The organism is Mesorhizobium sp. P2_C5_2, from assembly GCF_056404535.1.
This window is the reverse complement of sequence record NZ_JBFUDV010000006.1, coordinates 57,564-81,467: the sequence shown is the minus strand read 5'-3', so window position 1 is coordinate 81,467 and position 23,904 is coordinate 57,564. Positions and strand designations below refer to the sequence as shown.

General features: G+C 63.9%; 23 protein-coding genes. 13 read left to right on the top strand and 10 right to left on the bottom strand.

The annotated features are described in order from the left end of the window. Window positions 1-83: 83 nt before the first annotated feature. The 5 genes from AC1D1B_RS24115 to AC1D1B_RS24095 are packed head-to-tail and all read right to left on the bottom strand — an operon-like array spanning window position 84 to window position 4,801. Window positions 84-1,379, bottom strand: coding sequence for an NAD(P)/FAD-dependent oxidoreductase (locus tag AC1D1B_RS24115; RefSeq protein ID WP_477335033.1), 1,296 nt, complete (start codon window positions 1,377-1,379; stop codon window positions 84-86). Continuing rightward, the gene (locus tag AC1D1B_RS24110) at window positions 1,379-2,356 is read right to left on the bottom strand and encodes a branched-chain amino acid ABC transporter permease (RefSeq protein WP_477335406.1); all 978 of its coding nucleotides are present in this window, start codon (window positions 2,354-2,356) and stop codon (window positions 1,379-1,381) included. Before AC1D1B_RS24110 ends, AC1D1B_RS24115 begins: the two co-directional genes overlap by 1 nt. Next, on the bottom strand, window positions 2,353-3,261 hold the full coding sequence (locus tag AC1D1B_RS24105) for a branched-chain amino acid ABC transporter permease (protein WP_477335031.1): 909 nt from the start codon (window positions 3,259-3,261) through the stop codon (window positions 2,353-2,355). Before AC1D1B_RS24105 ends, AC1D1B_RS24110 begins: the two co-directional genes overlap by 4 nt. After that, window positions 3,258-4,007: an ABC transporter ATP-binding protein gene (locus tag AC1D1B_RS24100; protein WP_477335029.1), complete on the bottom strand. Its 750-nt coding sequence runs from the start codon at window positions 4,005-4,007 to the stop codon at window positions 3,258-3,260. The genes AC1D1B_RS24105 and AC1D1B_RS24100 overlap by 4 nt, the downstream gene beginning before the upstream one ends. Further along, entirely contained in the window at window positions 4,004-4,801 is a 798-nt protein-coding gene (locus AC1D1B_RS24095; RefSeq protein ID WP_477335027.1) for an ABC transporter ATP-binding protein, read from the bottom strand. The genes AC1D1B_RS24100 and AC1D1B_RS24095 overlap by 4 nt, the downstream gene beginning before the upstream one ends. Window positions 4,802-4,928: 127 nt before the next feature. Here AC1D1B_RS24095 and AC1D1B_RS24090 point away from each other — a divergent pair, with 127 nt between their 5' ends. Genes AC1D1B_RS24090 through AC1D1B_RS24065 form a run of 6 tightly spaced genes read left to right on the top strand, consistent with a single transcriptional unit; the run spans window position 4,929 to window position 9,283 of the window. Then, the gene (locus AC1D1B_RS24090; RefSeq protein WP_477335025.1) at window positions 4,929-5,663 is read left to right on the top strand and encodes a GntR family transcriptional regulator; all 735 of its coding nucleotides are present in this window, start codon (window positions 4,929-4,931) and stop codon (window positions 5,661-5,663) included. Then, the gene (locus tag AC1D1B_RS24085) at window positions 5,660-6,142 is read left to right on the top strand and encodes a DUF3830 family protein (RefSeq protein WP_477335023.1); all 483 of its coding nucleotides are present in this window, start codon (window positions 5,660-5,662) and stop codon (window positions 6,140-6,142) included. Before AC1D1B_RS24090 ends, AC1D1B_RS24085 begins: the two co-directional genes overlap by 4 nt. Window position 6,143: 1 nt before the next feature. Further along, complete coding sequence (locus tag AC1D1B_RS24080; protein ID WP_477335021.1) at window positions 6,144-6,497, top strand: TIGR04076 family protein; 354 nt, start codon at window positions 6,144-6,146, stop codon at window positions 6,495-6,497. Beyond that, on the top strand, window positions 6,494-7,549 hold the full coding sequence (locus tag AC1D1B_RS24075; protein ID WP_477335019.1) for an aldo/keto reductase: 1,056 nt from the start codon (window positions 6,494-6,496) through the stop codon (window positions 7,547-7,549). Before AC1D1B_RS24080 ends, AC1D1B_RS24075 begins: the two co-directional genes overlap by 4 nt. Continuing rightward, entirely contained in the window at window positions 7,546-7,974 is a 429-nt protein-coding gene (locus AC1D1B_RS24070) for a hypothetical protein (RefSeq protein WP_477335017.1), read from the top strand. The genes AC1D1B_RS24075 and AC1D1B_RS24070 overlap by 4 nt, the downstream gene beginning before the upstream one ends. A gap of 49 nt (window positions 7,975-8,023) precedes the next feature. Further along, window positions 8,024-9,283 carry an ABC transporter substrate-binding protein gene (locus AC1D1B_RS24065; RefSeq protein WP_477335015.1) on the top strand — a complete coding sequence of 420 codons (1,260 nt, stop codon included), beginning with the start codon at window positions 8,024-8,026 and terminating at the stop codon, window positions 9,281-9,283. Between the two features lie 212 nt (window positions 9,284-9,495). On the opposite strand, the gene AC1D1B_RS24060 is transcribed toward AC1D1B_RS24065, so the two are convergent. From AC1D1B_RS24060 to AC1D1B_RS24040, 5 genes are all read right to left on the bottom strand, one after another. Continuing rightward, window positions 9,496-11,091 (bottom strand): indolepyruvate oxidoreductase subunit beta family protein, encoded by a 1,596-nt coding sequence (locus AC1D1B_RS24060; protein WP_477335013.1) that lies wholly within the window; start codon window positions 11,089-11,091, stop codon window positions 9,496-9,498. After that, complete coding sequence (locus AC1D1B_RS24055; RefSeq protein ID WP_477335011.1) at window positions 11,084-13,237, bottom strand: thiamine pyrophosphate-dependent enzyme; 2,154 nt, start codon at window positions 13,235-13,237, stop codon at window positions 11,084-11,086. Before AC1D1B_RS24055 ends, AC1D1B_RS24060 begins: the two co-directional genes overlap by 8 nt. A 106-nt stretch (window positions 13,238-13,343) precedes the next feature. Then, a complete protein-coding gene (locus AC1D1B_RS24050) occupies window positions 13,344-13,826 on the bottom strand; it encodes a MarR family winged helix-turn-helix transcriptional regulator (RefSeq protein ID WP_181060057.1) in 483 nt (160 codons plus the stop codon). After that, complete coding sequence (locus AC1D1B_RS24045) at window positions 13,826-15,397, bottom strand: phytoene desaturase family protein (protein ID WP_477335009.1); 1,572 nt, start codon at window positions 15,395-15,397, stop codon at window positions 13,826-13,828. Before AC1D1B_RS24045 ends, AC1D1B_RS24050 begins: the two co-directional genes overlap by 1 nt. Window positions 15,398-15,411: 14 nt before the next feature. After that, on the bottom strand, window positions 15,412-16,203 hold the full coding sequence (locus tag AC1D1B_RS24040) for a cyclase family protein (protein ID WP_181060055.1): 792 nt from the start codon (window positions 16,201-16,203) through the stop codon (window positions 15,412-15,414). 119 nt (window positions 16,204-16,322) lie between these two features. Here AC1D1B_RS24040 and AC1D1B_RS24035 point away from each other — a divergent pair, with 119 nt between their 5' ends. From AC1D1B_RS24035 to AC1D1B_RS24005, 7 genes are all read left to right on the top strand, one after another. Then, window positions 16,323-17,897: a phytoene desaturase family protein gene (locus tag AC1D1B_RS24035; RefSeq protein WP_477335007.1), complete on the top strand. Its 1,575-nt coding sequence runs from the start codon at window positions 16,323-16,325 to the stop codon at window positions 17,895-17,897. A 110-nt stretch (window positions 17,898-18,007) separates the two neighbouring features. Further along, window positions 18,008-19,534 (top strand): ABC transporter substrate-binding protein, encoded by a 1,527-nt coding sequence (locus tag AC1D1B_RS24030; protein ID WP_477335005.1) that lies wholly within the window; start codon window positions 18,008-18,010, stop codon window positions 19,532-19,534. 88 nt (window positions 19,535-19,622) lie between these two features. Beyond that, complete coding sequence (locus AC1D1B_RS24025; protein WP_477335003.1) at window positions 19,623-20,630, top strand: ABC transporter permease; 1,008 nt, start codon at window positions 19,623-19,625, stop codon at window positions 20,628-20,630. Further along, on the top strand, window positions 20,623-21,471 hold the full coding sequence (locus AC1D1B_RS24020; RefSeq protein WP_477335001.1) for an ABC transporter permease: 849 nt from the start codon (window positions 20,623-20,625) through the stop codon (window positions 21,469-21,471). The genes AC1D1B_RS24025 and AC1D1B_RS24020 overlap by 8 nt, the downstream gene beginning before the upstream one ends. Next, on the top strand, window positions 21,468-22,346 hold the full coding sequence (locus AC1D1B_RS24015; RefSeq protein WP_477334999.1) for an ABC transporter ATP-binding protein: 879 nt from the start codon (window positions 21,468-21,470) through the stop codon (window positions 22,344-22,346). Before AC1D1B_RS24020 ends, AC1D1B_RS24015 begins: the two co-directional genes overlap by 4 nt. Further along, entirely contained in the window at window positions 22,339-23,169 is an 831-nt protein-coding gene (locus AC1D1B_RS24010; RefSeq protein ID WP_477334997.1) for an ATP-binding cassette domain-containing protein, read from the top strand. The genes AC1D1B_RS24015 and AC1D1B_RS24010 overlap by 8 nt, the downstream gene beginning before the upstream one ends. Before the next feature lie 77 nt (window positions 23,170-23,246). Then, window positions 23,247-23,846, top strand: coding sequence for a VOC family protein (locus AC1D1B_RS24005; RefSeq protein WP_477334995.1), 600 nt, complete (start codon window positions 23,247-23,249; stop codon window positions 23,844-23,846). The last annotated feature ends 58 nt before the right edge of the window (window positions 23,847-23,904 follow it).

Here is a 23,904-nt window from a genome sequence, read left to right as displayed (position 1 = left end):
CTTATCGAAGCGCACGCTTCCGTCAGTGCAGGATCTGCGACAGGAACAGCTTTGTGCGCTCATGGCGTTAGTGGCTTGGCCGTCTAATCCAGCCGGTCGCGCAGCATGCTCCAGGGAAGCAGCACGTTCGGTGCGTAGCGCACGACGCTGTGGAGCGGGATCGGCGATGGCGCGGCGAAGGGAAGCGGCAGATCGCGCGCGTCCGTTCCGCTCGCCCAGTCCGCCAGCACCTTGCCCATCGCCGTGGTCATGGCGATGCCGCGGCCATTGCAGGCGAAGCCTGCGATCAAGCCCGGGCCGAGGTCGATGAGACGCGGCAGGAAATCCGGCATCACCGCCGCCAGGCCCGTCCAGCTGTAGGCAAGCGGCGGCAGTTCAGGCAAATCGAGATGCCTGGCAAGCCGTCGCCAGACGGTTTGCGGCACGCGCGTCTCGGCGCCGGCGCCGACGATGTGCATGCCGCCGCTGATCAGCCGGTTCTGGCTGTCGAAGCGGCAGGTGAAGAGGTTACGCCTGGTGTCGCCAATGCCCTGGCCACCGGGCAGCAGGCGGGCGCGTATGGAGTGCGGCAACGGCGCGGTGGCGATCTGGAAGACCTTCAGCGGGACGTAAGTTCGCGCCAGTGTCGGGTTCAGCGCTCCACCATAGGCGTTGGTGGCGACCAGCACCTTGCCCGCGCGCACAGTGCCGGATGCGGTCTTCAAGGCCCAGCCACCTTGTGTCCGGTCGATCGAGGCGACGCGCGTCTTCTCGAAGATGCGTGCGCCGGCTTTCTCCGCGGCGTCGGCCAGGCCGCGCGCATACTCGACCGGATTGAGGACACCACCAGATTTGTCCATCCAGCCGCCGGCATAGCCGTTGATACCAGTGAGCTCCGTGACCGCCTTGGCATCGAGCGTTACGGTCGGTCTGCCACGTGCCGCCCACTGCTCGGCGCGCGATCTCGTCTTTTCCAGCGCGGCGGACGAATGCGCCGGCTGGATCCAGCCGTTCTGCACGGCGTCGCATTCGATGCCGTGCTGCTTGATCAGGCCGAAGACGAGATCGGCACTGCCGGCAGCGAAATCGACCAGCCTTTCGCCGCGCTCGGGTCCAAGTTCGGCGATGATGTCGTTGGGGTCGCGCTTGGCAAAATTCGGGACGACAAGGCCGGCATTCCTGCCAGTCGCACCCCAGGCAATGAATTCGGCTTCGAGGACGGCGACCGAAAGCCCCTTCTCGGCGGCGTGTAGCGCCGTTGAGAGGCCGGAAAAGCCGCCACCAACAATCGCGAGGTCGACGTCGAGGCCGCCTTGCAGCGCGCTCCGGTCGCGGCGGTTGCGGCTGACGGCATCCCAGAGCGAAATGCCATGCACCTCTTGCCGGGTCATGGCATTCATCATCCGGCCTCGCTCTCGCCGGCCGCCTTCGTCTGTTTGCCGGGCTTCGGCCGCCGTGGCCGGTCGCCGAACAGGCCAGTCGGCCGGATCAGCAGGATGAGGCACAGCATGACGCCGATGGCGACGATCTGCAGCGAGGCCGCGCGGGCTTGTTGTTCCGGCGAGAAGACCACGCTGGTCAGCGTGCCTGACCCCGCCCATATTCCCCACACCAGGATGCTGCCGATGACGGCGCCGAGATTGCTGCCCGAGCCGCCGACGATCAGCATCACCCAGACCTGGAAGGTCAGGATCGGTAGATAATTGTCGGGCGCTATGAAGCCGGTGAAATGCGCCTGCAGCGCACCGGCCAGCGCCATGATGGCGCCGCCGACGGCAAAGGCCTGGACGCGGTAGAAACGCGCGCTTTTGCCCAGCGAGATCGCCGCCCGTTCGTCCTCGCGTAGCGCCTTCAAGACGCGTCCCCAGGGGCTGCGCGACAGGTGCTCCAGAGCGAGATAGGCGATCAGCGTCACAGCCGAGACGGCCGCTAGGTTCGACAGATTGAACAGCAGCGGCGTCTCGGCAAGGCTGCCGAAGGGACGCGGAATGAAGCCGATGCCGAACGGGCCGCCGGTCAGCTTCTGCGCGTTGAGCGCGACCAGTTGCACGACGACGGCGACGCCGAAAGTGGTGATCGCCAGATAGTCGGATCTCAGACGCAGCGTCGCCATGCCGGTAAGTGCCGCGGCGATGCCGCCGACGACCATGGCGCCCGCCCAGCCGACAAGGATCGGCAGGCCGAAGCCGCCGAGCCGGGCGGCATCGTCCGGTGTGGTCAGCAGCGCCGAGGTATAGGCGCCGATGGCAACGAAGCCGGCGAGGCCGACATTGAACAGCCCGGTCAGCCCCCACTGCAGATTGAGCCCCAGCGTGACCAGCGAAAAGATCAACGCGGTGGTCAGGAAGAAGGCGCCGTAGCCAAGCAGGTCCATCAGCGTTCCCTCACACCAAACAGGCCGATCGGCCGCACGAACAGCACCGCCATCAGGATGATGAAGGAGACGGCGGCGCGCCATTCGGCGCCGATCAACTGCACCGCGCCCGCTTCGGCGAGCCCGATGATCAGGCCGCCGAGAACCGCGCCTGGAATGCTTCCGATGCCACCGAGAATGGCGGCGGCGAACATCGGCAGCAGCATGTCGAACCCCATGAACGGGCGGATCTGCACCAGAATGCCGATCATCACGCCGGCGACGCAGGCCAGCGCCCCGCCGATGACCCAGGTGACGCGCACCACGGAGGCTACGTCGATGCCGACGATGCGGGCCAGTGCGGCGTTCTGGCTCAAGGCCTGCATGGAGCGGCCGGTCTGCGTGCGTGTCATCAGAAGATGCACGCCGAGCACCAGCACAGCGGTCAGCAGCAGAAGTGCAATCTGGTCGGGCGTGATGCGAATGCCAAAGCCGACCGGCATCGCGATCTGGATTGCCCGGCTGAAATAGGTCGGCCGCGAGGTGAAGGTGAATTCGAGCAGGCTGCGCAACGCCATCGAGGCACCGAAGCTCGCCATCACCACGATGATCGCCTGGCCTTGCGAGCGCAGCCGAGAAAACAGCACCTTGTCGAGCAGCAGCGCCAGGAGGGCGGTGAAGGCCATGCCGACGACCAGTGCAACAAGCAGCGGCCAGCCGAAGGACAGCGGTGCGATCGGCGCCACCTTGCCGAAGGTGGCACCGATGGCACTGACCACCGCCAGCGTCGCATAGGTGCCCCAGGCCATGAAGTCGCCATGGGCGAAGTTGGAGAAGCGCAAGATCGAATAGGTGAGCGTTACGCCGATGGCGCCAAGGCCGATCATCGAACCGGTCAGCAGTCCGTCGACGACGAATTGCAGGCTCATGCCGCGCCTCCCTTGCTGGCGTGAGAAGGGCGTTGGCCGAGATAGAGTTCGGCGACGACCGGGTCGTTCCACAGTTCGGAAGCAACGCCCTCGTGCCGGTCCTTGCCTTCGACCAGCACATAGGCGCGGTCGCCGATGGCCAGTGCTGCCTTGGCATTCTGTTCGACCAGAAGGATGGTGACGCCGGACTTGCGTATGCCGGCCAGCATCTCGAACACCATCGACACGAATTTCGGCGACAGGCCGGCCGAGGGCTCGTCCAGCACCAGCACCTTGGGATGGACGATCAGCGCCCGCGCCACCGCCAGCATCTGCCGCTGTCCGCCCGACAGATTGCCGGCGGCGGTCCGCCGCTGGCGGACGAGGTCGGGAAAGGCGGCATACATTTCCCCGATTCGGCCTGGGATTTCGCGCCGCTCGAGAATGCCGCAGGCGACCTTCAGATTGTCTTCGACCGACATCAGCGGAAAGATGTTTTCGGTTTGCGGCACGAAGGCTAGGCCAAGCCTAACCATGGTGTGTGCAGGTGCGGCGGTGATGTCCTTGCCGTCAAGAAACACCGTGCCGCCGGTGATCGGGACGAGGCCGGCGATCGCCTTGATGAGGCTCGACTTGCCGGCACCGTTGGGACCGAGCACGACGACGATCTCACCCTTGCCGACGGTGATCGAGGCGCCGCGCACGATCGGTACGCCGGGCTCGTAACCGGCTTCGAGATCGCGGACCTCGAGGACGGTCTCGTTCATGTAGCGCCTCCGAGATAGGCCTCGATGACGCGTGGGTCGCGGGCGACCTCTTCCGCCGTGCCTTCGCTGAGCAGCTGACCGCTCGCCATGACGAGGACGCGGTGGCAGAGCCGCGTCACCATGTCGATATTGTGCTCGATCAGCAGGAAGGTGATGCCGCGCGCGTTGATATCGCGGATGCGGTCGATGATGACTTCGAGCAGCGTGGCGTTGACGCCGGCAGCCGGCTCGTCGAGCAGGATGATCGCCGGGTCGGCAATCATGACGCGAGCGAGTTCGAGCAGCTTGCGCTGGCCGCCGGAAAGCACGCGCGCCGGCTCTTGCGCGAGATGGGTGAGGGTGACGAGCTCCAGTAGCTCGAGTGCCTTTGTTCTGGCCGTTCTCTCCTGCGCCGCGACGCGCCACGGCGTGACGAAATTGGCGAGCAGCTTTTCACCGGCCTGGCCCTGTGCCGCCAGCATGATGTTTTCGATCAGCGTCAGATTGGGCAGCGGACGCGGGATCTGAAAGGTGCGGCCAAGGCCGCGACCGATGCGCAGATGAGCGGCTTCACCCGAGACGCGCGCGCCGTTGAGAATGATATCGCCACTGGTCGGCAATATGCTGCCCGCCAACAGATCGAACATCGTCGTCTTGCCGGCGCCGTTAGGTCCGATCAGGCCGAGGATTTCGCCGGCTTTGACATCAAACGAGACATCGTTGACCGCGACGAGGCCACCGAACCGCCTGACGACATTCCTCGCCGACAGAACCGGTGCGCGGATTTCATCCTGCCGTTCAGCTCTCTCGCTCATGCACCCTCTGGCCGAGCGGTCTTTGCCGCCTTCTGATTTTTTTGATTTGTGATCACACTTGCTTTGATCACGCTAATCGGCTTTAATTTTCTCCGCAAGCCGAAAACGGGCCAAGACCGGGAATGCCATGCAAAAGGCTGCCATCGAGCGAAACAACGAAACGATCGCGGCCCAGCTTACGCCGGTAGGTCGCGAGACCGTGCAGGATCGTGTTTACTCGGAGTTGCGCCGGGCCCTGATCGGCGGTCTTTTCGAACCGAGCCAGGTGCTGACCATCCGTGGTCTCGCCGATGCGCTGGTCACCTCGACCATGCCGGTGCGAGAGGCGCTCGGCCGGCTGATCACGGAAAAGGCGCTGGAGGCGCTGCCCAACCGCTCCGTGCGTGTGCCGCCGATCACGCTGGAGCGCATCGACGACCTCCTGCGCGCGCGCTCCCTCATCGAAGGCGAAGCGATCGCGCTTGCCGCCACGCGGATGGGGCCGCGCCAGATCGCCACCATCGAAGCCATGCTTGGCGAGTGGGACGAGATGCGGGCGCTGAAGCACAAGAAGGACATCGACCGCGAAGCGACGCTCAACCAGAGCTTCCATTTCGAGATCTACCGCTGCTGCGGCTCGGCTGTGCTGATCCCGATGATCGAAAGCCTCTGGCTTCAATCGGGACCATGCATACGCGTCGCCATCTACGCGTTTTCCGAAGCCGGCGAGGTCGACACTGCGCACTATCATCGCAGAATCGTCGCGGCTCTTGCCAAACAGGATGCGCAAGCGGCGCGCGAAGCGCTTGTGGCAGACATCAGCCGGCCGTTTGCATTCCTGCGCGACAAGCTTCAATCCGCCGCCGCGAAGGACCGGACATGACCGGCATCAGGATCACCGAGCCGCGCTCGAAGCTTTCCGTCACGGCGCCGTTGCTGCCCGAAAAGGCGCCGGAAAACGCGGCTTTTCTCCAGGCATACCTCGCCACCCCGCGCGTTGTCCCGGGCATCCATGCGATGTGGACGGGACCGGAAATCTCGTGCCCGGTTCCGTCAGCCGATCTCGAGGGCCAGGCCTATGCCCGGCCTTTGCCGCCGGAGAATGCGACGCTGACGCCGCAGCCGGGCGATATCGTGCTGTCCTATGTGCCGCCACGCATGTGGGGCGGCAATCCCAATGCCATCTTCGATATCGGCCTGTACTACGGGCAGGGGGCGCGGCTGCTGTTCCCGATCGGTTGGCTGGCCGGCAGCGTGGTGGCGCAAGTGCTTGCCGGAGAGCGCGATCAGTTCGCCGCCGCCTGCGGCGTTATCCGCCGCAATGGCGCCTGTGACATCAGCTTCAGCCTGGTGGAGACCTGACATGGCCGACGACAGTTTCGAGCTTTTCGATTTGCGCGTCGAGGCGGTCATTCCCGAGGGCAAGCCGATCTATTGCGGCGCCAGGGCCGGCGACTATTTCGAGCTCAAGGGCGAGATGCTGTCGCTGCCGGCGGGGCAGGGCTTTTCGATATATTCGATCTCAGCCGTGTTGCCGCTCTTGGCGGCAAAGCAGCGCCCGACACACGCAAATGACTGGATGACCTCGGATGCCGAGATCGCCTGCCCCGATCCCAATTGCGCCAGCCGGCTGCGGATCGTCAGGCTGGCCAAGCGGCGGTTCAGCCATGCCGAAACCACGGCGGTGCCGCTGCCGAAGGAGACCGACAAGGGATGAGCGCCAGGACCGTCGAACTCAGCCCCGGCTATACGATTTCGCGCGTCATCCGCGGCGGCTGGCAGCTTGCCGGCGGCCATGGCGCCATCGACCGCAACCAAGCGGTGACCGACCTGATCGCCACTTTCGATGCCGGCATCTGGACCTATGACTGCGCCGACATCTACACCGGTGTCGAGGAACTGATCGGCGCCGCGCGCCTGTGGCTGGCCAGCGAGCGCGGTCTCGATGTCGCGGCCAGGATGAAGGTGCACACCAAGCTGGTGCCTGACCTCGAACGACTGGCAAGCATCAGCCGCGACTACATCAGGGGCATCGTCGATCAATCGCTTCGCAGGCTGAAGACGGAGCGGATCGATCTCGTGCAGTTTCACTGGTGGGATTATGACCAGCCTCGCTACGTCGATGCGATGGTTTGGCTCGACGAGCTTCGGCTGGAGGGCAAGGTGCGCAATCTCGGCACCACCAATTTCGATACGCCGCGGCTCGCCGAAATCCTCGCCGCAGGCATCCCGCTGGTCAGCCAGCAGCTGCAATATTCAGTGCTCGACCAGCGGCCGGCACACAGCCTGGCGGGCCTCGCCGCAAAGAACGGTGTCGGCTTCCTCTGCTACGGCTCGGTGGCCGGCGGCTTTCTCAGCGACAAATGGCTTGGCGCGGCCGAGCCAGCCACACCGCTCGAAAACCGCTCGCTGGTCAAATACAAGCTGATTATCGACGATTTCGGTGGCTGGGAGCTGTTCCAGTCCCTGCTCGAGACGCTGAAAGCCGTCGGCGATCGCCATGGCGTCGACATCGCCACCATCGCCTCGGCCTGGGTGCTCGAACAGCCACGCGTGGCAGCCGTCATTGTCGGCGCGCGCAATCAGGCGCATGCGCTGGCCAATGCGAAAATCATGGACGTCGCACTCGACGCCGACGATCGCGCGCGGATTGCTGCCGTCATCGCACAAGGCACCGGCCTCGAGGGCGATGTCTACACGCTGGAGCGCGACCGCCATGGCCGCCACGGCTCGATCATGCACTACAACCTCAATGCGGGGAAGAAATGAGCGGCGAGCCTTCCCTTTTTGCGCGTGCCAGCGCCGAGGTCGTCGACCTGCATCGCTTCTTCGTAGACTGGTTTGTCGCCGCGCGAGCCAACTCCGTGGAGTTCGGCCGCTTCGAAGCTGTCATGGGCGAAGGCTTCGCCATGGTCGCGCCGAATGGCCAAATCCTCGATCGCGACGCGGTCGTCGATCATGTCCGAACAAGTCGCGCCACTTGCGACGACGGTTTTGCCATATCGATCGAGGATATCAGGCCGGGTTGGCAGGACGCCGACACGATCGTCATCTTCTACGTCGAAGCGCAGTTGCGCGCGGGCAAGCACAGCCGCCGCCAGTCGAGCGCTGTCTTCACCACCAGTTCATCGGCGCCTAACGGCGTCGAATGGCGGCACCTGCATGAAACCTGGCTGCAGGTGCCGGAAAGCTGAACAGGCTCCAGAGATCAAAATACAGTCGAGTAACTCAAGGGGAACAACAATGAGAAACACGATACTCCAACTCACCACTGCACTCGCCCTCGTGACGATGGCCGGTGCTGCACACGCAGCGGACTGCAAGATCACCGTCGGCCTGGTCATGGAACTCACCGGCCCTGCCGGCGAATACGGCCAGGCCGGCGCGAAATCGGTCGAAATGGCCTTCCGCGACATCAACGAAGCCGGCGGCGTGCGCGGCTGCGATCTCGTGACCGACACGCGCGACAGCCAGAGCCAGGGCAACATCGCCGTCGACGCCGCGACCCAGCTGGTGCAGGTCAAGAAGGTGCCGGTGATCATCGGCGGCATCATCTCGTCGGTGTCGATCCCGATCCTGACCTCGGTCACCGGGCCGGCCAAGATCGTCCAGGTGTCGCCGGCTTCGTCCTCGCCGACGCTGACCGCGCTCGGCCGCGACGGCAAGACCAACGGCATCTTCTTCCGCACCATCACGTCGGATGCACTGCAAGGCGTGGCCGCCGCCAAATACGCCATCGACAAGGGCTTCAAGAAGCTGTCGATCATCCACGTCAACAACGACTTCGGCGTCAACATGGTGGCGGAGTTTTCGCGCGCCTACAAAGCGCTCGGCGGCACCATCGTCTCCGACACGCCCTACAACGAGAAGCAGTCGAGCTACGCCTCGGAAGTGACAGCGGCAATGGGCGGCGAACCGGACGGGCTCTATCTCGTCAGCACGCCGGTCGACGGCGCAACGGTTGCCCGCACCTGGATTTCGCAGGGCGGCGTGCAGAAATTCCTGCTCAATGACGGCATGAACAGCCCGGACTTCATCGAATCCGTAGGCGCCGACTATCTCAAGGATGCTTACGGCACCTCTTCCGGCACCAGCCCGACGGCCTCGACCGACTACTTCATGAAGAACTACAAGGAATTCTCCGGTATCGAGCCGTCGAACCCGGCAGCCGATCGTTCCTATGATGCCGGCGCCATTGTCGGCCTTGCCATCGCCATTGCCGGTTCCGAGGATCCGGCCAAGATCAAGGACGCCATGTACAAGGCGGTCGATCCGGCCGGCGCACCGATCTTTGCCGGCAAGGACGAGTTCGCCAAGGCCCTCGGCCTGATCAAGGACGGCAAGCCGATCCGCTATGAAGGCGTCATCGGTCCGGTCGCTTTCGACAAATATGGCGACATCACCGGCCCGTTCCGGCTGTGGAAGATCGTCGACGGCAAGGTGACGACCGACGGCGAAATGACGACGGACGACGTCAATGCGTTGCAGGCAAAGCTGCAGTAGGCGCTGATACGCCTGTCCGGCGCGATCCCCATCCGATCTCGGGGAGATCGTTGCCGGACAAGCAGCCGCCACCGAGTCTGCCGTGCACGCTAGCACGCCGGCCCGCGTCGAACCGGTGATCGAGACCATGTCGACATACGCGAGATCGCCTCGCCGACTTCGGCGCAATCGCATTGATGAGATCGTCATAGGCGCGACAGAGAGGTACCATCTTAAGGTCGACCTCCTCCTCCCACACTATGATCAGACAACGACGCCACTGTCTTCAACGCGCCATCGAGCATGTCGCCTTTCTCGTCCTTCAGCGCGGCCTCGCGCAACCGCCTGATCCAGTCGGCAGCGTCAGCACGGCCCTTGATCAGATCGAGCGCCGACAGGACGCGGTCGAATTTCGACTGGGCGCGGACGTGGGTGTCGCTGTAGCCCTTGATCAGCCGGCGGCAGTTAAGGATTTCGACGGCCAGCGCGTAGTCCTGGGGTACGTGGCTGAGCGCCAGTGCATACCAGCGCTCCAGATGTGCCGTCTCGACCTTGTGACGCAGCAGGCGGCGGCGCCATCGGCGCAGGCCGCCGATGAACCAGAGGGCCGCAAAGCCGGCAAAGCTGTCAGTGCGGATGTGGCGCCCATGGTTGATGCGGCGATCGAGGAAAGCGGCAAGCTTCGGCCGGTTCTCGATATAGCTGCCAAGCCCCGCCGGCAACGTGCCGCAGAATTCCTGGATGCGCGGATGGAAATATTCGGTCACCTGCAGGATGGAGCCGTCCTTGACGCCCACCTCCTTGCGCACCCGCCGGTCACGCGTCGAGCGCGTCTTGAGATCGGCGACGCGGATCATGTCGTCGTAGCATAGAGCGTTGGCGAGATGCTTGGCGGCCGCGATGGACAGCGCATGGGCATGGTCGGCGCCATCCAGCGCGACGGCCTTGTCCAGCCGGTCGAGATAGTCGCGCCCATAGGCGATGTCCTGATAGTCGACGACCTTTCTCAAGCCTCGAAGCGCCATGTCGCGCACCACTACGGGCATCAGGTCGATGCGGGCGGCCAGGGTCTGCCAGCCATGCAGCAGGTTTTGCGGGCCGCTTACGCGGCCTGCGCCTGAAGCAGATTCGACAATCGCTGGCTCTGCTGGTTCTGGCCCCGGCGCCGCTGTGCCGCGCGCGCGGTCAAACGCAGCGCCGAAGGCAGCGAGGCTGGCTTTCACGCCCCGGCCGCCGGCACCGATCGCCTGCTCATAGCTTTCGCGCGTGAACGGCAGCGCGTCGGAGCCTGCCAGTGCGCCAAGCAGGCTGGCGGAAATCATCGAGCCATTGTCGGCGGCGATCTTTTCCATGTCGAAGGCGATGAAGCGTTTCGATGCAGCTTCCGCTGTCGCATGTACCTTCGAAGACGAGGCCCGGCCGTCGCCCGGCTCGATCTTTTCCGACACGGCGGCAATGCGATGCGAAGACGCGATGAGCGTGGTGCGATCAGGCGTGACAAAGCCACGGATGATGGCGCGGCCGGCCTCCATCAATTCCGCGGCGATCAATATGTCGACGTCGCCCTGCGAAGGCGACAGCGCAAAGACCGGCAGCCGGCCGGTGTCTCGGGCCATTTCGATATAATAGATCGTGGCGCCAGTGCGTTGCGCCACGCCGGCGACCGAGGTCGACTGCGCAATGTAGCCACTGCGCTCGGCGACATCGGTGATCCAGTCGGCCAGCACACCGCCGCCCTGGCCGCCGACCGCAAGCACGGCGAGCTTGATGACGCGTTCGTCGTCCTGAGCGCCGGTCGGGGCGCGGAATGGCGGGACAGCGTCAAGCATCGGCAAAGGTCAGGCGCCGGCTTTCGCGGCGGCGCTGCAGCAGGCTGATGGTGGCGCGGCGTGTGCTCTCCAGGAAGCGATCCCAGCGGCTCGGATTGTGCACGACGTCGGCGCGGTAGAAAGACGGGCACAGCACGGCGGCGTCCGCCACCTCGCCGCAATTGCCGCAGCCGACGCAGCTCTGATCGATGGATGCCACCGGATCGTCACGCAGCGGATCGTCGAGCGACTTCACCGACAGTGACGGGCAGCCGGACAGCCGGATACAGGCATGGTCGCCGGTGCAGATGTCCTCGTCGACGCCGAATTTCGGCTTCACCACACGCTCGCCACCCTTGATCGCCTTGTCCACCAGCGGTTTTTCGCGGCGCTGGCGGTTGAGCATGCATTCGGACGAAGCGACGATGACTTTCGGTCCTTTTTCCTCCGTCGTCAGCGCCTCGCGCAGCGTGTCCTGCATCTTGCCGACATCATAGGTGCGGTCGATGTGGCGCAGCCATTTGACGCCCATACCCTTCACCGCTTCGGTGATTGGATGCTTGGTTGACTTGGTCTTGTTGCCCGCGCGCGACGACAGGATGTCCTGCCCGCCGGTCGCGGCGGAGTAAAAATTGTCGACGATGACGATGACGCCATCATTCTTGTTGAACACCGCATTGCCGATCGAGGAGGTCAGGCCGTTGTGCCAGAAGCCACCATCGCCGACGAAGGAGATCGAGCGGCGCTTGGCGTCGGGCGAATTGAAGGCCGAAGCCGAGGCCGGACCCAGCCCATAGCCCATGGTGGTGGCGCCGAGCTCGAAGGGCGGCATGATCGAGAACAAATGGCAGCCGATGTCGGAGGCGATGTGGTGCTTGCCGAGTTCCTGCTCGACCAGCTTTGTCGCGGCAAAGATTGGCCGTTCGGGGCAACCGATGCAGAAACCCGGCGGGCGGCCCGGCACGACATTGATCAGATCAGCGGTGTCGACGCCGTCGCCGACCTTGTTGGGGGCGCGCACCTCGCCCGGCAGCAGATGCGGAGCCTCGGCGCGCAGGAAGGTGCCGATGCCGTCGAGCATGACCTGGCCGGTATATTCGCCGGCCATCGGCAGATATTCCTTGCCGACCAGCCTGGTGCCCCGCCCGGCCTTATGCAGCATGGCGGCAAAGGCTTGCTCGATGTAGTTGGGCTGGCCTTCCTCGACCACGAGCACCGCCTGCTTGCCTTCGCAGAACGACAGGAATTCATCGTCGATCAGCGGATAGACGGCGTTGAGCACATAGAGCGGCACATCCGTCTCGCCATAGGTGTCGGCAAGGCCGAGCCGCTGCAAGGCGCGGATGACTGAATTGTACATGCCGCCCTGCATGACGATGCCGACCGAACCGTGATCCGAGCCGAAGAATTCGTTGATCTTGTTCCTGGCGATGAAATCGACCGCCGCCGGCCAACGTTTCTGCACCTTTTCCTTCTCATGCAGGAAGGAAGCGGGCGGCAGCACAATGCGGCCGGTGTCGCGCCGCGGCGCGTCGAGCGCATCGGCCACCGTCATCGGCGGTCGCTTGTTGTCCTTGGCGATGAAGTGGCCATGGACATGGCAGCAGCGGATGCGCACCTGCAGCATGACCGGCGTGTTGGAAATCTCCGACAGCTCGAAACCGTCCTCCACCGCCTTGACGATCGACGGCAGGTTCGGGCGCGGGTCGAGCAGCCAGACCTGGCTCTTCATGGCGAAGGCATGGCTGCGCTCCTGCATGATCGAGGACCCCTCTCCATAATCCTCGCCGACGATGATCAGCGCGCCGCCGGTGACGCCGCCGGAGGCGAGGTTGGCAAGCGCATCGGAGGCGACATTGGTGCCGACGGTCGACTTGAAGGTCGCTGCACCACGAATGGGGTAATGCACCGAGGCAGCCAGCATGGCGGTGGCGGTGGCTTCCGAAGCGCTGGCCTCGAAATGCACGCCGAGCTCGCCGAGAATGTCCTGCGCGTCGGCCAGCACATCCATCAGATGGCTGATCGGCGCGCCCTGATAGCCGCCGACATAACCGACGCCGCATTGCAGCAGCGCCTTGGTGATGGCGAGGATGCCTTCACCGGCAAACTCCTCGCCGGCGCCGAGCCTAAGTTTTTCGACTTCCTTGGCAAAAGACCGTTCGGCCATTTTTCCAACCTTCCGTTGCCGACCGATACGGCCGGCGCGTACGTCTAGAGTCCTAGTTTATGCATGTCGTTTCCCCAAAACCGGATCCACTTTTGGGCGACATGCATTAGATGTCGTGCTTGCGAATGTTCTTGAGCATTTTCAAAAGCGTTGCGATCAATGCTGCATATTCCGCATCGTCGATATCGTCGAACATCGCCTCGAAGGCGTCATGCATGGCCGGCCAGGCGCGCGTGAATTCGGCGCGACCCTCGTCGGTCAGGAAGACATGGCGGATGCGGCTGTCGGTGACGCCCTGCTCGCGGCGCACGAAGCCTTGCCCCTCCAACGTGTCGAGCGTGCGGCTCAAGGTCGACTGCTCGATAACGGTGTAGACCGAGAGGTCGTTGACGGTGACGCCGTCGGTGACCGACAGCACGGCAAGCGTGCGGACCTGCGGAATTGTCAGGCCCTGCTTGCGGAAATCGTCGCGCAAGGTGGCGTTGTAACGGCCCATGATGCGGTTCATCAGATAGGGTGCGAATTGCTGCAGGCCGATCTGACCGAGGGTCGAAATGCGCTGGCGCCTTTCCGCGACCTTCTGCTCCATCACAGCCTCCCCGCCAGAAGAAAGCCGGAGCCGCCGCCAAGACCCGCGCCTGGATGAGTGGAGGCGCCGATATGGTAGAGGTTTTTGATGCAGGTCTGATGGTTGCGGCTGGTCTTGAACGGCCGCCACAGGAAAGACTGGTCGATGGTGGACGAACCGCCATAGGGGTCACCGCCAACCAGATTGATGTTCATCGCTTCGAGATCCGCCGGCGAATAGGCGCGGCGCGCGATCACGCTGTCCTTGAAACCATCGATATGGCTGGCGAGGATGGCTTCGACACGATCCGCATAGGCTTCGCGCAACGCGTCGGTCCATTGTCCGTCAGCGGGCGTCTGCAGCTTGCCGGCAGCGTCGCCCTTGATGTGGCGGGGCGCTTCGGGCAGTTGCAGCCACAGGATCGCCTTGCCTTCCGGGCAGCGAGACGGGTCGAGCGCATGCGGCTGGCCGACGCAAATCGTCGGCACGTCCGGCAGCATGCCGCGCGCCGCCTCGTTGCAGGCTTTCGATACGCCGTCGAGCCCAGGCGTCAGGTGCAGCAGCGCCACCTTGTCGAGGCCATCGCCGCGCCATGCCGGCGGCTTGTTCAATGCATAGTGGATCTGGAAGTTGCCTTTGCCGTAGCGATATTTCTGTGTCGCCTCGACATCGGTTTTGGGAGCATCCGCACCGAGCAGCCGGCCATAGAGCTGCGTCGGCGTGACCGAGCAGATGACGCTCTTGTTGGCAGTGATCGTTTCGCCAGATGCTAGCCGTACGCCGGTCGCGCGGCCACCGCTCTGGACGATCGAGGCGACATCGGCGCCGGTGCGGATGCCGCCACCACGTTCCCGTATCAGAGCTTCGAAGGCGGTGAGCAGGGTCTTCGCCCCACCCTTGACGATCGGCGCGCCGGCCGCCTCCAGCGCGAAGGCAATGACCTTGGCGATCTGGCCGGAGAAGGCATCTTCCGGTCCAAGCCCGGCATGCAGCACCCAGGGCGCCCACAGCGCGCGGATTGTCTCGGACTGGTAGGTGCTTTCCAGCCAGCTGCGCGCCGGCACCAACGCTTCGCCGAGAAAGGCGGCAAGACCGCGCGGGCCGCGCCGCCAGGCATCGCCGGCCAGCAATTTCGCCGTCGGATAGGACCACAGGCTGCCGCCGAGCAGGCCGAACAGCAAGCCTGCGTTCCGCTCGATGCTGCCGACATCGCCGGCATGCCGGTCGCCATCGCCAGCGGCAATTGCATTGAGAGCAACGACATTGGCGGCGCGGCCGGTGGTGAGCACGGCATGGCTGCCGTCAGGCCGCAGCACGCCTGTTGGCATGCCGGTGTGACAGAACTCCAGCCCATGCCGCGCGAGATCGCCGCCCAATGCTGCAAAGGCCGGCGAGGTGATGAACAGCACGAAGGTCGTCGCCATCACGTCATGGATGAAGCCAGGTGCGGTGATCTCCTCGGTACGCATGCAACCACCGATGCGGTCATTGCGCTCGAGGACGAGCACACGCGCCCCTTTGCCGCCGAGCATCGCCGCGCAGACCAGCGCGTTGATGCCGCTGCCGACGATGATGTGATCCGGCTGGCTCACCTCAGCGTGCTTTCTTAGCCTTTCGAGACCAGTGCCAGCGCGCGGATCGGGCTGCCGGTGCCATGCTCGATCTTGAGCGGTGCCGCGATCAGGATCGCACCCTTTGGCGGCAGTTGGTCAAGGTTGCAGAGGCTGGCCAGCCCGTAGCGGTTGGCCTTGTGCATCAGTGTGTGCGCCGGGAATGGCGGCTCCATGCCGCCGGCCTTGCCGGCATCGGTGCCGATCGTCTCCGAGCCCCAACCCTTGATGTTCTTGCTGATCAGGAACTGGATGGCTTCAGCCGTCGGGCCAGGCGTGTGCGGGCCGGTCTCATTGGCGTTGAGGAACTCGGCTTCCGAGCCATTGCGCTTGTACCAGTCGGTGCGCATCACCACCCACTCGCCAGCATTGATCGCGCCATGCTTGGCTTCCCACGCCTTGATGTGGTCGACGGTGAGCAGGAAGTCATGATCGGCGGCGGCCTCCTTCGAGCAGTCGATGACATTGACCGGACCGACGAAGTTCTGCGCCGGAATGGTGTCGGTGGCGCCGTCCGGATAGTCCTTGCCGCTGATCCAATGCTGCGGCGCATCGAAGTGCGTGCCCGAATGCTCGCCAAGTTTCAGCCAGTTCCATGCCCACCATGGGCCGTTCTTGTCATAACGAGAGATGTTGTGGATCTCGACCTTCGGCGTGTCGACGGCGAGTTCCGGCGGCAGCTTGATCAGCGGCGTGTCCGGCCCGAGCGGCGCAGACAGGTCGACCACCCTGATGGCGCCTGAAAGCAGCTGGCCGGCGACTTCGCCGAGGAGTTTTTGCGTGTCCATGGTCTGAAGTTCCCTCTTTCTGGTGATGATCAAGGCTCGTCTCGGCCCTTAATATCCTACTAGACGAAAACATATGCATCTGCAATTATCTTTAAGCATAAAGGAAATGGGAACGGGGCGTGAGCGAGTTCGACGCCATCTTTGTCGGGGCGGGCCACAACAGTCTGGCATGCGCCGCGCATCTGGCGCTCAAAGGCTGGAAAACCGGGATTTTCGAGCGTAGCGCAGCAATCGGCGGCGCCGTGCAGACCCGGGAATTCACCCTTCCAGGCTTCCGCCACGATTTCGGCGCGATGAATCTGAGCCTGTTTGCCGGCTCTGCCTTCCACCGGAAATATGCAAATGAATTGAAAGCGCAGGGCTTGGAGTTCGCGCCGGTCGCCGACTGTTTCGCCAGCGCCTTCCCGGACGGACGCTGGTTCGGCGTCAGCAACGATCTGGAAAAGACCGCGACGCGCATGGCCGCATTCTCCGCCGCCGATGCAACGACATGGCGCAAGCTGGTCGCTGCCTTCCCCGGGGAGGCCGAGCATCTGTTCCGGCTGCTGGGATCGCCGATGAGCGCGCGTGCGCTTGCCGGCACCGCCTGGAACCTGTGGCGCAAGAAGGGCATGTCCGGCGCGCTCGACACCGGCCGGCTTTTGCTGTCATCGCCTCGCGCCTGGCTGGAAGAAAACTTCGAGTCCGCGCATGTGCGGGCAACGCTTGCCACCTGGGGCATGCATCTCGACTTCGCGCCCGACATCGCCGGCGGCGCCGTGTTCCCCTACCTGGAGTCGATGGCCAATCAAAGCTTTGGCATGGTGCTGGGCAAGGGCGGGGCCGATACCATGGTCCGGGCGCTGTCGGGTATGGTCACCTCGGCGGGCGGCAAGATCGTCACCGGGGCGGAGGTCACCGAAATCAGCGTTTCCGCCGGCAAGGCATCAGGCGTGCGGCTCGCATCCGGTGAGACGCATACGGCAACCAAGGCGGTCATTGCCGGCGTCGCGCCCATGGCGCTGACCGGCAAGTTGCTGCCAAACGGTTCCGGCGACGCCGGCTTCGACACGGCGATGCAAAAGTTCCGGCACGCGCCGGGCACGATGATGATCCATCTGGCGCTCGACGATCTGCCCGACTGGCGTTCCGGCGCCGAGCTGCGGCAGTTCGCCTACGTGCATCTGTCGCCGTCACTCGACGCGATGTCGCGAACCTATCAGCAGGCGATGGCGGGCATACTGCCGGACGAGCCGGTGCTGGTCGTCGGCCAGCCGACCGCGATCGATTCGTCGCGCGCGCCGCAGGGCAAGCACATACTGTGGGTGCAGGTGCGCATGCTGCCTGCCGAAATCGCTGGCGATGCGGCCGGCAGGATCGCGCCCGCGCATTGGGATCAGGTCAAGGACGTCTACGCTGACCGTGTCCTCGACATCATCGAGACCTATGCGCCCGGCCTGCGAAACAAAATCCTCGGCCGTTCGGTGTTTTCGCCCATCGATCTCGAGCGCGAGAATCCGAATCTCGTCGGTGGCGACCAGGTCTGCGGCAGCCATCATCTGGCGCAGAACTTCTTGTTTCGCCCGGCGCGCGGCTATGCAGGCTGGAACACGCCGATCGCCAATCTGCATCTCACGGGCGCTGCAACATGGCCAGGCGCCGGCACCGGCGCGGCCTCGGGCTTCATGCTCGCACAACAGCTTGGTGGGAGGTAGCTCGGAAGATTTCATGAAGGCGACGAGAGGCAAGGCGCTGCTGCCCACGAAGCCTGAAGCTATGAACTGATAGTGCCGCGCGAAGACAACAAACAACAAGGGGAACAACCATGACAATCAACAGACGAGAATTGCTGGGATACAGTGCCGCAGCACTTGGGGTGGCCGCAGTCGGCCTGCCCCATATCGCCAAGGCGGCCGGCGAGCTGACCATCGCCTATAACGTCAACCTGCCGTCCTGGGACCCGACCACCGGACCCTCGGCGGTCAACCCGACCATTCAGGGTCTCTACCAGTCCGTGTTCGACCAGTTCATCCCGCAGAAGCCGGACCTCTCCTTCGCGCCAGGCCTGCTCACCGAATGGGGTTGGAACGACGACCGCACCAAGGTGATGATGACCGTGCGCGAAGGCGTGACCTGGCATGACGGCTCGCCCTTCACGCCCGAGGATGTCGTCTGGTCGCTGCAGCGGGCGGGCGACGAAAAGACCGGCAACCCGATCCAGTTCGTCTGGAAGAACGTCAGCAATTTCAAGATCGACGGCAACAAGATCACCGGTGATGTCGTTCAGTTCGACCCGGTCTACTTCAAGTGGATGTCGTTCCTGACCGGCTACATCCTGCCGAAAGCCTATTACGAGAAGGTCGGCGCCGAAGGCTTCGAGAAGGCGCCGATCGGCACCGGACCGTACATGGTGGAAAAATTCGAACGCAACGCCTTCCTGCGGCTCAAGGCCAACCCGACCTATTGGGGCGGCAAGCCGGCCTTCGAGAATGTGACGATCAAGTTCGTCACCGACGCGGCAAGCCGCGTGGCCGAGATCGAATCCGGCTCCTCGCAGGTGACACTCGAAATTCCTTATGAGGAGTATGACCGGCTGATCGCCAAGGACGGGCTTGCCGGCTCGTGCAAGCCCGTTTCCGACATCGGTATGATCTTCTTCAATGACATCGAAGCGATGCTGGACAAGAACGTCCGCCAGGCCGCCGTGATGGCAGTGGACAAGGAGCTGCTGGTCAAGCGGCTGCTGCGCGGCTACGGCCAACCGATCGCTACGCTGGAGACCCCGGAGTACGAGGCCTTCGATGCCTCGATCAAGGTCGAGCACAATCCGGAAAAGGCCAAGGAGCTGCTCGCGGCTTCCGGCTATTCACCCGAAAAACCGGTCAAGTTCACCATCCAGACGACGAAGGGGTTCAAGCCCAAGGACTATGAGATGATCCAGGCGATCGTCGGCATGTGGCGCAAGGTGGGCATCGAAGCAACGATGGAGGTCTACGAGATCGCCAAGCACTATGAGCTGCGCGCCGCTGACAAGCTGGCGCCGGCCGCCTTCTACAATTGGGGCAATGCCATCGGCGATCCGACGACGTCGACCGGCTTTGCCATGTACGGCCCGAGCCCGCACTCGGTGTGGGACAGCCAGGACCTGATCGACATGATCAACCCGCTGTGGGGCGAGAAGGACGAGGCCAAGCGCGTTGCCGGCTGGAAGGCGGTCGACAAATACATCGCCGAGCAGGCCTATGTGCTGCCGCTGATTCAGTATGCGCAACCGATCGTGCATGCCAAGGGCGTCAATGTGGTACAGCATGTGTCCGGCGCGCTGCTGCCGGCGCTGATGACTCCGGCCTGATACCGGCCTGGACTTGCCGCGCGCCGTCCATAGCGACGGCGCGCATTCATACAGGCATACGAACCTGCGGGCTTCTGCAAAGATTTACATGCTCCTGCAAAGATTCCTGATCCGTCTGCTGACGATGCTGATCACGCTGTTCGGCGTGGCTGTCGTCGTCTTCGTCGTGATCCGCGTCGCGCCTGGTGACCCGATCGCCATGATGCTGCCGCCCGGTGCGACGGATGCCGACATCGACCGGCTGCGCGCACTTTACGGGCTCGACAAGACCATCGTGCAGCAATTCTTCATCTGGCTGTCCGGTGTTGTCAGAGGCGATTTCGGCACCTCGATTTCACTCAGGCAAGATGTGCTTGGCCTTGTCTTCAACCGGTTGCCGGCGACGCTGGAACTCGCCATCGTCGCGCTTGTCATGGCGGTGGCGCTCGGCGGCACGACGGCGGTCCTCGGCGCACGCGAGCGCGGCACGGTGGTCGAGGCCGGCATCGATATCGCCAGCGGTGCCGCGCTCTCCATTCCCGATTTCCTGTGGGGCCTGGTGCTGATCCTTTTGTTCGGCGTGCTGGTGCCGATCTTCGACATTTCCGGCCGAGTGTCACCGCAACTCGACCTGCCTTTCGTGACCCAGTTCTATTTCTTCGAGAGCATCTTGCGACTGCGCCTGGACCTGACCTGGGATCTGCTCAAGCACATGCTGATGCCGGCGATCGCGCTGGCTCTGCCGCTAGCTGCAATCATCTCGCAGTTGCTGAAACAGTCGCTGAAGGAAGTGCTTGACCTCGACTATGTCGTGCTGGCTCGGGTGAAGGGGTTTTCGGAAACGCAGGTCATTCTGCGCGAGGCGCTGAAGAACGCCGCTCTGCCGACGCTGACGCTGGTCGGCGTGCAGTTCACCTTCCTTATCGGCGGCACGGTCATCGTCGAGCGACTGTTTTCCTATGAGGGGCTCGGCAACATGGCGATCGACGCCGTCATCAACCGCGACCTGCCGCTGATCCAGGGCATCGTGCTGGTCTTCGCGCTGCTGTTTGTGCTGATCAATCTTGCGGTCGACATGATGTACGCGCTGCTCAATCCGAGGCTGCGCCATGGATGAGGCGCGCATCGCCCGACGCGGACTGAGCCCCAGGCTGTGGCTGGCCGGCGGCTGGCTGCTGCTGGCGTTGCTGGCCGCGATCTTCGCCCCGCTGGTGGCGCCGCAGGATCCGTTGGCGCAGGATCTGATGCTGGAGCGGCTGCCGCCGTTCTGGCTCGATGGCGCCGAGCCCGGCTATTGGCTGGGCACCGACAGCCTCGGCCGCGATCTCTTGTCCCGGCTGATCTTCGGCGGCCGTATCGCCTTCATCGTAGCTTTTGCGGCGGCGATTGCCGCCTGTCTGGTCGGATCGACGCTGGGGTTGATCGCAGGCTATTTCGGCGGCTGGGCCGACCGCATCATTTCGCGCATCGTCGATGTCTGGATGGCGTTTCCGCCGGTGCTGTTCGCCATCTTGCTGGTCGCGGTGCTCGGCACCGGCCTGAGTTCCGTCATCCTCGCCATCGCCATCATCGACTGGACGCGCTTTTGCCGGGTGATCCGTGCCGAAGCGATGGGCCAGTCGCGCATGGACTATGTCGAGAACGCCCGCATCGCCGGCTATGGCCGCATCGGCATCATGCTGCGCGAGGTGCTGCCCAATGTGGTGCCGTCGATCGTGGCGCTGCTGTCGCTGGAAATGGGCATCGCCGTCATCGTCGAGGCGATCCTGTCCTTCGTCAATCTGTCGATCTCGACCGACGATCCGACCTGGGGCGGCATTATCGCCGAGGGCCGGCTGTCGGTCCACCAGGCCTGGTGGGTGCTGGTGTTTCCGCTGATCACGCTGATCCTCACCGTGCTGTCGTTCAGCCAATTCGGCGAGGCGCTGAAGACGCGCTTCGATCCGGTGCTGCGATGAGCGCATGTCTCGACATCCGCGATTTGAGCGCAGTGCTGCCGAACGGCCAGCGCGTGCTGCGCTCGGTGTCGCTCTCCGTTCAACCGGGGGAGGTGCGAGCACTGGTCGGTGAGAGCGGCGCCGGCAAGACGATGATCGGCAAGGCGGTGCTTGGCGTGCTGCCATCAAGCGTGCGCATCGTCGAAGGCAATATGAAGCTCGAAGGCGAGGACCTCGGCAAGCTGCAGCCCAAGGCAAGGCGTACGCTGATCGGCGCCCGCACGGCGCTGATCCCGCAAGATCCGTTGACTGCGCTCAACCCGTCGCGCCGCATCGGCCCGCAAATGACTGACCGACTGGTGCGCATTCTCGGCTGGGGCGGAGAGAAGGCCGATACGCGCATCCGGCAACTGCTGGACGAAGTGCAGATCCGCGACCCCGACCGGGTGCTGAAGAGCTACCCGCACGAACTGTCCGGCGGCATGCGCCAGCGTGTGCTGATCGCCGCCGCCTTCGCCGCCGAGCCAAGGCTGATCGTTGCCGACGAGCCGACCACCGCGCTCGACGTTACCGTGCAAAAGCAGATCCTGCGCCTGATCGCCGAGTTGCAGCGTGAGCATGGCACCGCGATCCTGTTCGTCACGCACGATCTCGGTGTCGTTGCCAAGATCAGCCAGAAAGTGTCGGTGCTCTATGCCGGCAAGGTGGTGGAAGAGGCTGATACGGCCGCTCTCTTCGCCGGGGCTGAGCATCCCTATACGCGAGCATTGATGGCCGCCACGCCGCGCTACACCGATCCTTTCGCCTCGCTGATGCCGGTGGACGAGACCGTGCTGGCCGGGCTTGCCGCCGAGATCCATGCGGCAGACCAGGCGTGGAGGCGGCCGCATGGTTGAGCCGCTGTTTTCCGTGCGCGGGCTGAAGGTCGCGCTGCCCGACATGACCCGCAAGCCGCTGATCGGCCGCGCGCCGCTGGCCGAGATTTTGAAAGGTCTGGACTTCGATCTTCCGAGGGGTTCGGTGACCGGCATCGTCGGCGAATCCGGGTCCGGAAAATCGACGCTTGGCCGCGCGCTGGTCAGACTGCTGGAGCCGAGCGCCGGCAGCATCAGCTTCGAGGGCCGCGATATCACCCATCTGCCGGAGGGGGAACTGCGCCCTCAGCGCCGCGACCTGCAGATGATCTTCCAGGATCCGATGTCGTCGCTCAACCCGCGTCGCACCATCGCCAGCATCATTGCCGCGCCGCTCAAGCAGAATGGGCTTGGCGACAAGCTTAGGGAACGCATCGCCGAGGCATTGCATCGCGTCGGCCTGCCGCAAAGCTTCGCCGGCCGCTATCGTCATGAACTGTCGGGCGGCCAGCGGCAGCGCGTCGGTATTGCGCGCGCGTTGGCGCTATCGCCGAAATTCGTGCTGGCCGACGAGATCGTCTCCGGCCTCGACGTGTCGACGCAAGCGCAGATCCTCACACTCTTGGAGAAGCTTGCGGCGGAGATGGGGCTGACCGTTGCCTTCATCAGCCACGATCTGTCGGTCATCCGGCGGCTCTGCCAACAAGTCATCGTCATGCGCGAAGGCAGGATCGTCGAGGCGAGCGCCACCGACGCGCTGTTCGACAACCCCAGGGAGACCTACACGCGCGATCTGCTTGCCGCCATTCCACTGCCTGAGATCGACGCGGACTGGCTGCGGCCAGCTACGAAAGCGCCGGCATAGGACTGTTCATCCAGCACGCCGAACCGCGGGCCTCGGACGTGCATGATGGCAAAATCAGCCCGCGAACGGAGGGTAACATGAACTATGCAACCTGCGGCACGATGCTTGCCGCGATCCTGTTCGGCTCGATGGGAGCGGCCTCGGCCGATTCAATCCCCGGCATGCGCGGCCACGACCACACCGGCATCACGGTGCCCGATATGAAGCAGGCGGTCGACTTCTTCACCGAAGTGGTCGGCTGCAAGAAGGCGATGTCGTTCGGTCCGTTCGCTGACGACAAGGGCACCTTCATGCAGGACCTTCTGGGCGTCGATCCGAAGGCTGTCATCGAGCAGGTTACCATGGTGCGTTGCGGTTACGGATCGAACATAGAGCTGTTCAAATACACCGCGCCCGACCAGAAGGATTTGACGCCGAAGAACAGCGATATCGGCGGCTTTCACATTGCCTTGTATGTCGATGATGTCGCCGCGGCGAAAGCCTATCTCGATGGCAAGGGTGTGAAGACGCGGATGGGGCCGCTGCCGGTCAAGGAAGGTCCGGCCGCCGGCCAGACCATCCTCTATTTCCAGGCGCCATGGGGATTGCAACTGGAGGCAATCAGCTATCCCGATGGGATGGCCTATGAGAAAGGCGCCGAGACCGTTCTGTGGAGCCCGAAGAACCCGGACAAGTGATTTCCAGAGCGCGCTTGCGGGACGGGCTCGCAAGCGCGCCACCCGATGTCCAGACAAT

Coding starts and splice junctions, on each gene's coding strand:
- AC1D1B_RS24115 (WP_477335033.1), bottom strand. CDS start 1,379: ATGAATGCCATGACCCGGCAAGAGGTGCATGGCATTTCGCTCTGGGAT.
- AC1D1B_RS24105 (WP_477335031.1), bottom strand. CDS start 3,261: ATGAGCCTGCAATTCGTCGTCGACGGACTGCTGACCGGTTCGATGATC.
- AC1D1B_RS24100 (WP_477335029.1), bottom strand. CDS start 4,007: ATGAACGAGACCGTCCTCGAGGTCCGCGATCTCGAAGCCGGTTACGAG.
- AC1D1B_RS24095 (WP_477335027.1), bottom strand. CDS start 4,801: ATGAGCGAGAGAGCTGAACGGCAGGATGAAATCCGCGCACCGGTTCTG.
- AC1D1B_RS24090 (WP_477335025.1), top strand. CDS start 4,929: ATGCAAAAGGCTGCCATCGAGCGAAACAACGAAACGATCGCGGCCCAG.
- AC1D1B_RS24085 (WP_477335023.1), top strand. CDS start 5,660: ATGACCGGCATCAGGATCACCGAGCCGCGCTCGAAGCTTTCCGTCACG.
- AC1D1B_RS24080 (WP_477335021.1), top strand. CDS start 6,144: ATGGCCGACGACAGTTTCGAGCTTTTCGATTTGCGCGTCGAGGCGGTC.
- AC1D1B_RS24075 (WP_477335019.1), top strand. CDS start 6,494: ATGAGCGCCAGGACCGTCGAACTCAGCCCCGGCTATACGATTTCGCGC.
- AC1D1B_RS24070 (WP_477335017.1), top strand. CDS start 7,546: ATGAGCGGCGAGCCTTCCCTTTTTGCGCGTGCCAGCGCCGAGGTCGTC.
- AC1D1B_RS24065 (WP_477335015.1), top strand. CDS start 8,024: ATGAGAAACACGATACTCCAACTCACCACTGCACTCGCCCTCGTGACG.
- AC1D1B_RS24060 (WP_477335013.1), bottom strand. CDS start 11,091: ATGCTTGACGCTGTCCCGCCATTCCGCGCCCCGACCGGCGCTCAGGAC.
- AC1D1B_RS24055 (WP_477335011.1), bottom strand. CDS start 13,237: ATGGCCGAACGGTCTTTTGCCAAGGAAGTCGAAAAACTTAGGCTCGGC.
- AC1D1B_RS24050 (WP_181060057.1), bottom strand. CDS start 13,826: ATGGAGCAGAAGGTCGCGGAAAGGCGCCAGCGCATTTCGACCCTCGGT.
- AC1D1B_RS24040 (WP_181060055.1), bottom strand. CDS start 16,203: ATGGACACGCAAAAACTCCTCGGCGAAGTCGCCGGCCAGCTGCTTTCA.
- AC1D1B_RS24030 (WP_477335005.1), top strand. CDS start 18,008: ATGACAATCAACAGACGAGAATTGCTGGGATACAGTGCCGCAGCACTT.
- AC1D1B_RS24025 (WP_477335003.1), top strand. CDS start 19,623: ATGCTCCTGCAAAGATTCCTGATCCGTCTGCTGACGATGCTGATCACG.
- AC1D1B_RS24020 (WP_477335001.1), top strand. CDS start 20,623: ATGGATGAGGCGCGCATCGCCCGACGCGGACTGAGCCCCAGGCTGTGG.
- AC1D1B_RS24015 (WP_477334999.1), top strand. CDS start 21,468: ATGAGCGCATGTCTCGACATCCGCGATTTGAGCGCAGTGCTGCCGAAC.
- AC1D1B_RS24010 (WP_477334997.1), top strand. CDS start 22,339: ATGGTTGAGCCGCTGTTTTCCGTGCGCGGGCTGAAGGTCGCGCTGCCC.
- AC1D1B_RS24005 (WP_477334995.1), top strand. CDS start 23,247: ATGAACTATGCAACCTGCGGCACGATGCTTGCCGCGATCCTGTTCGGC.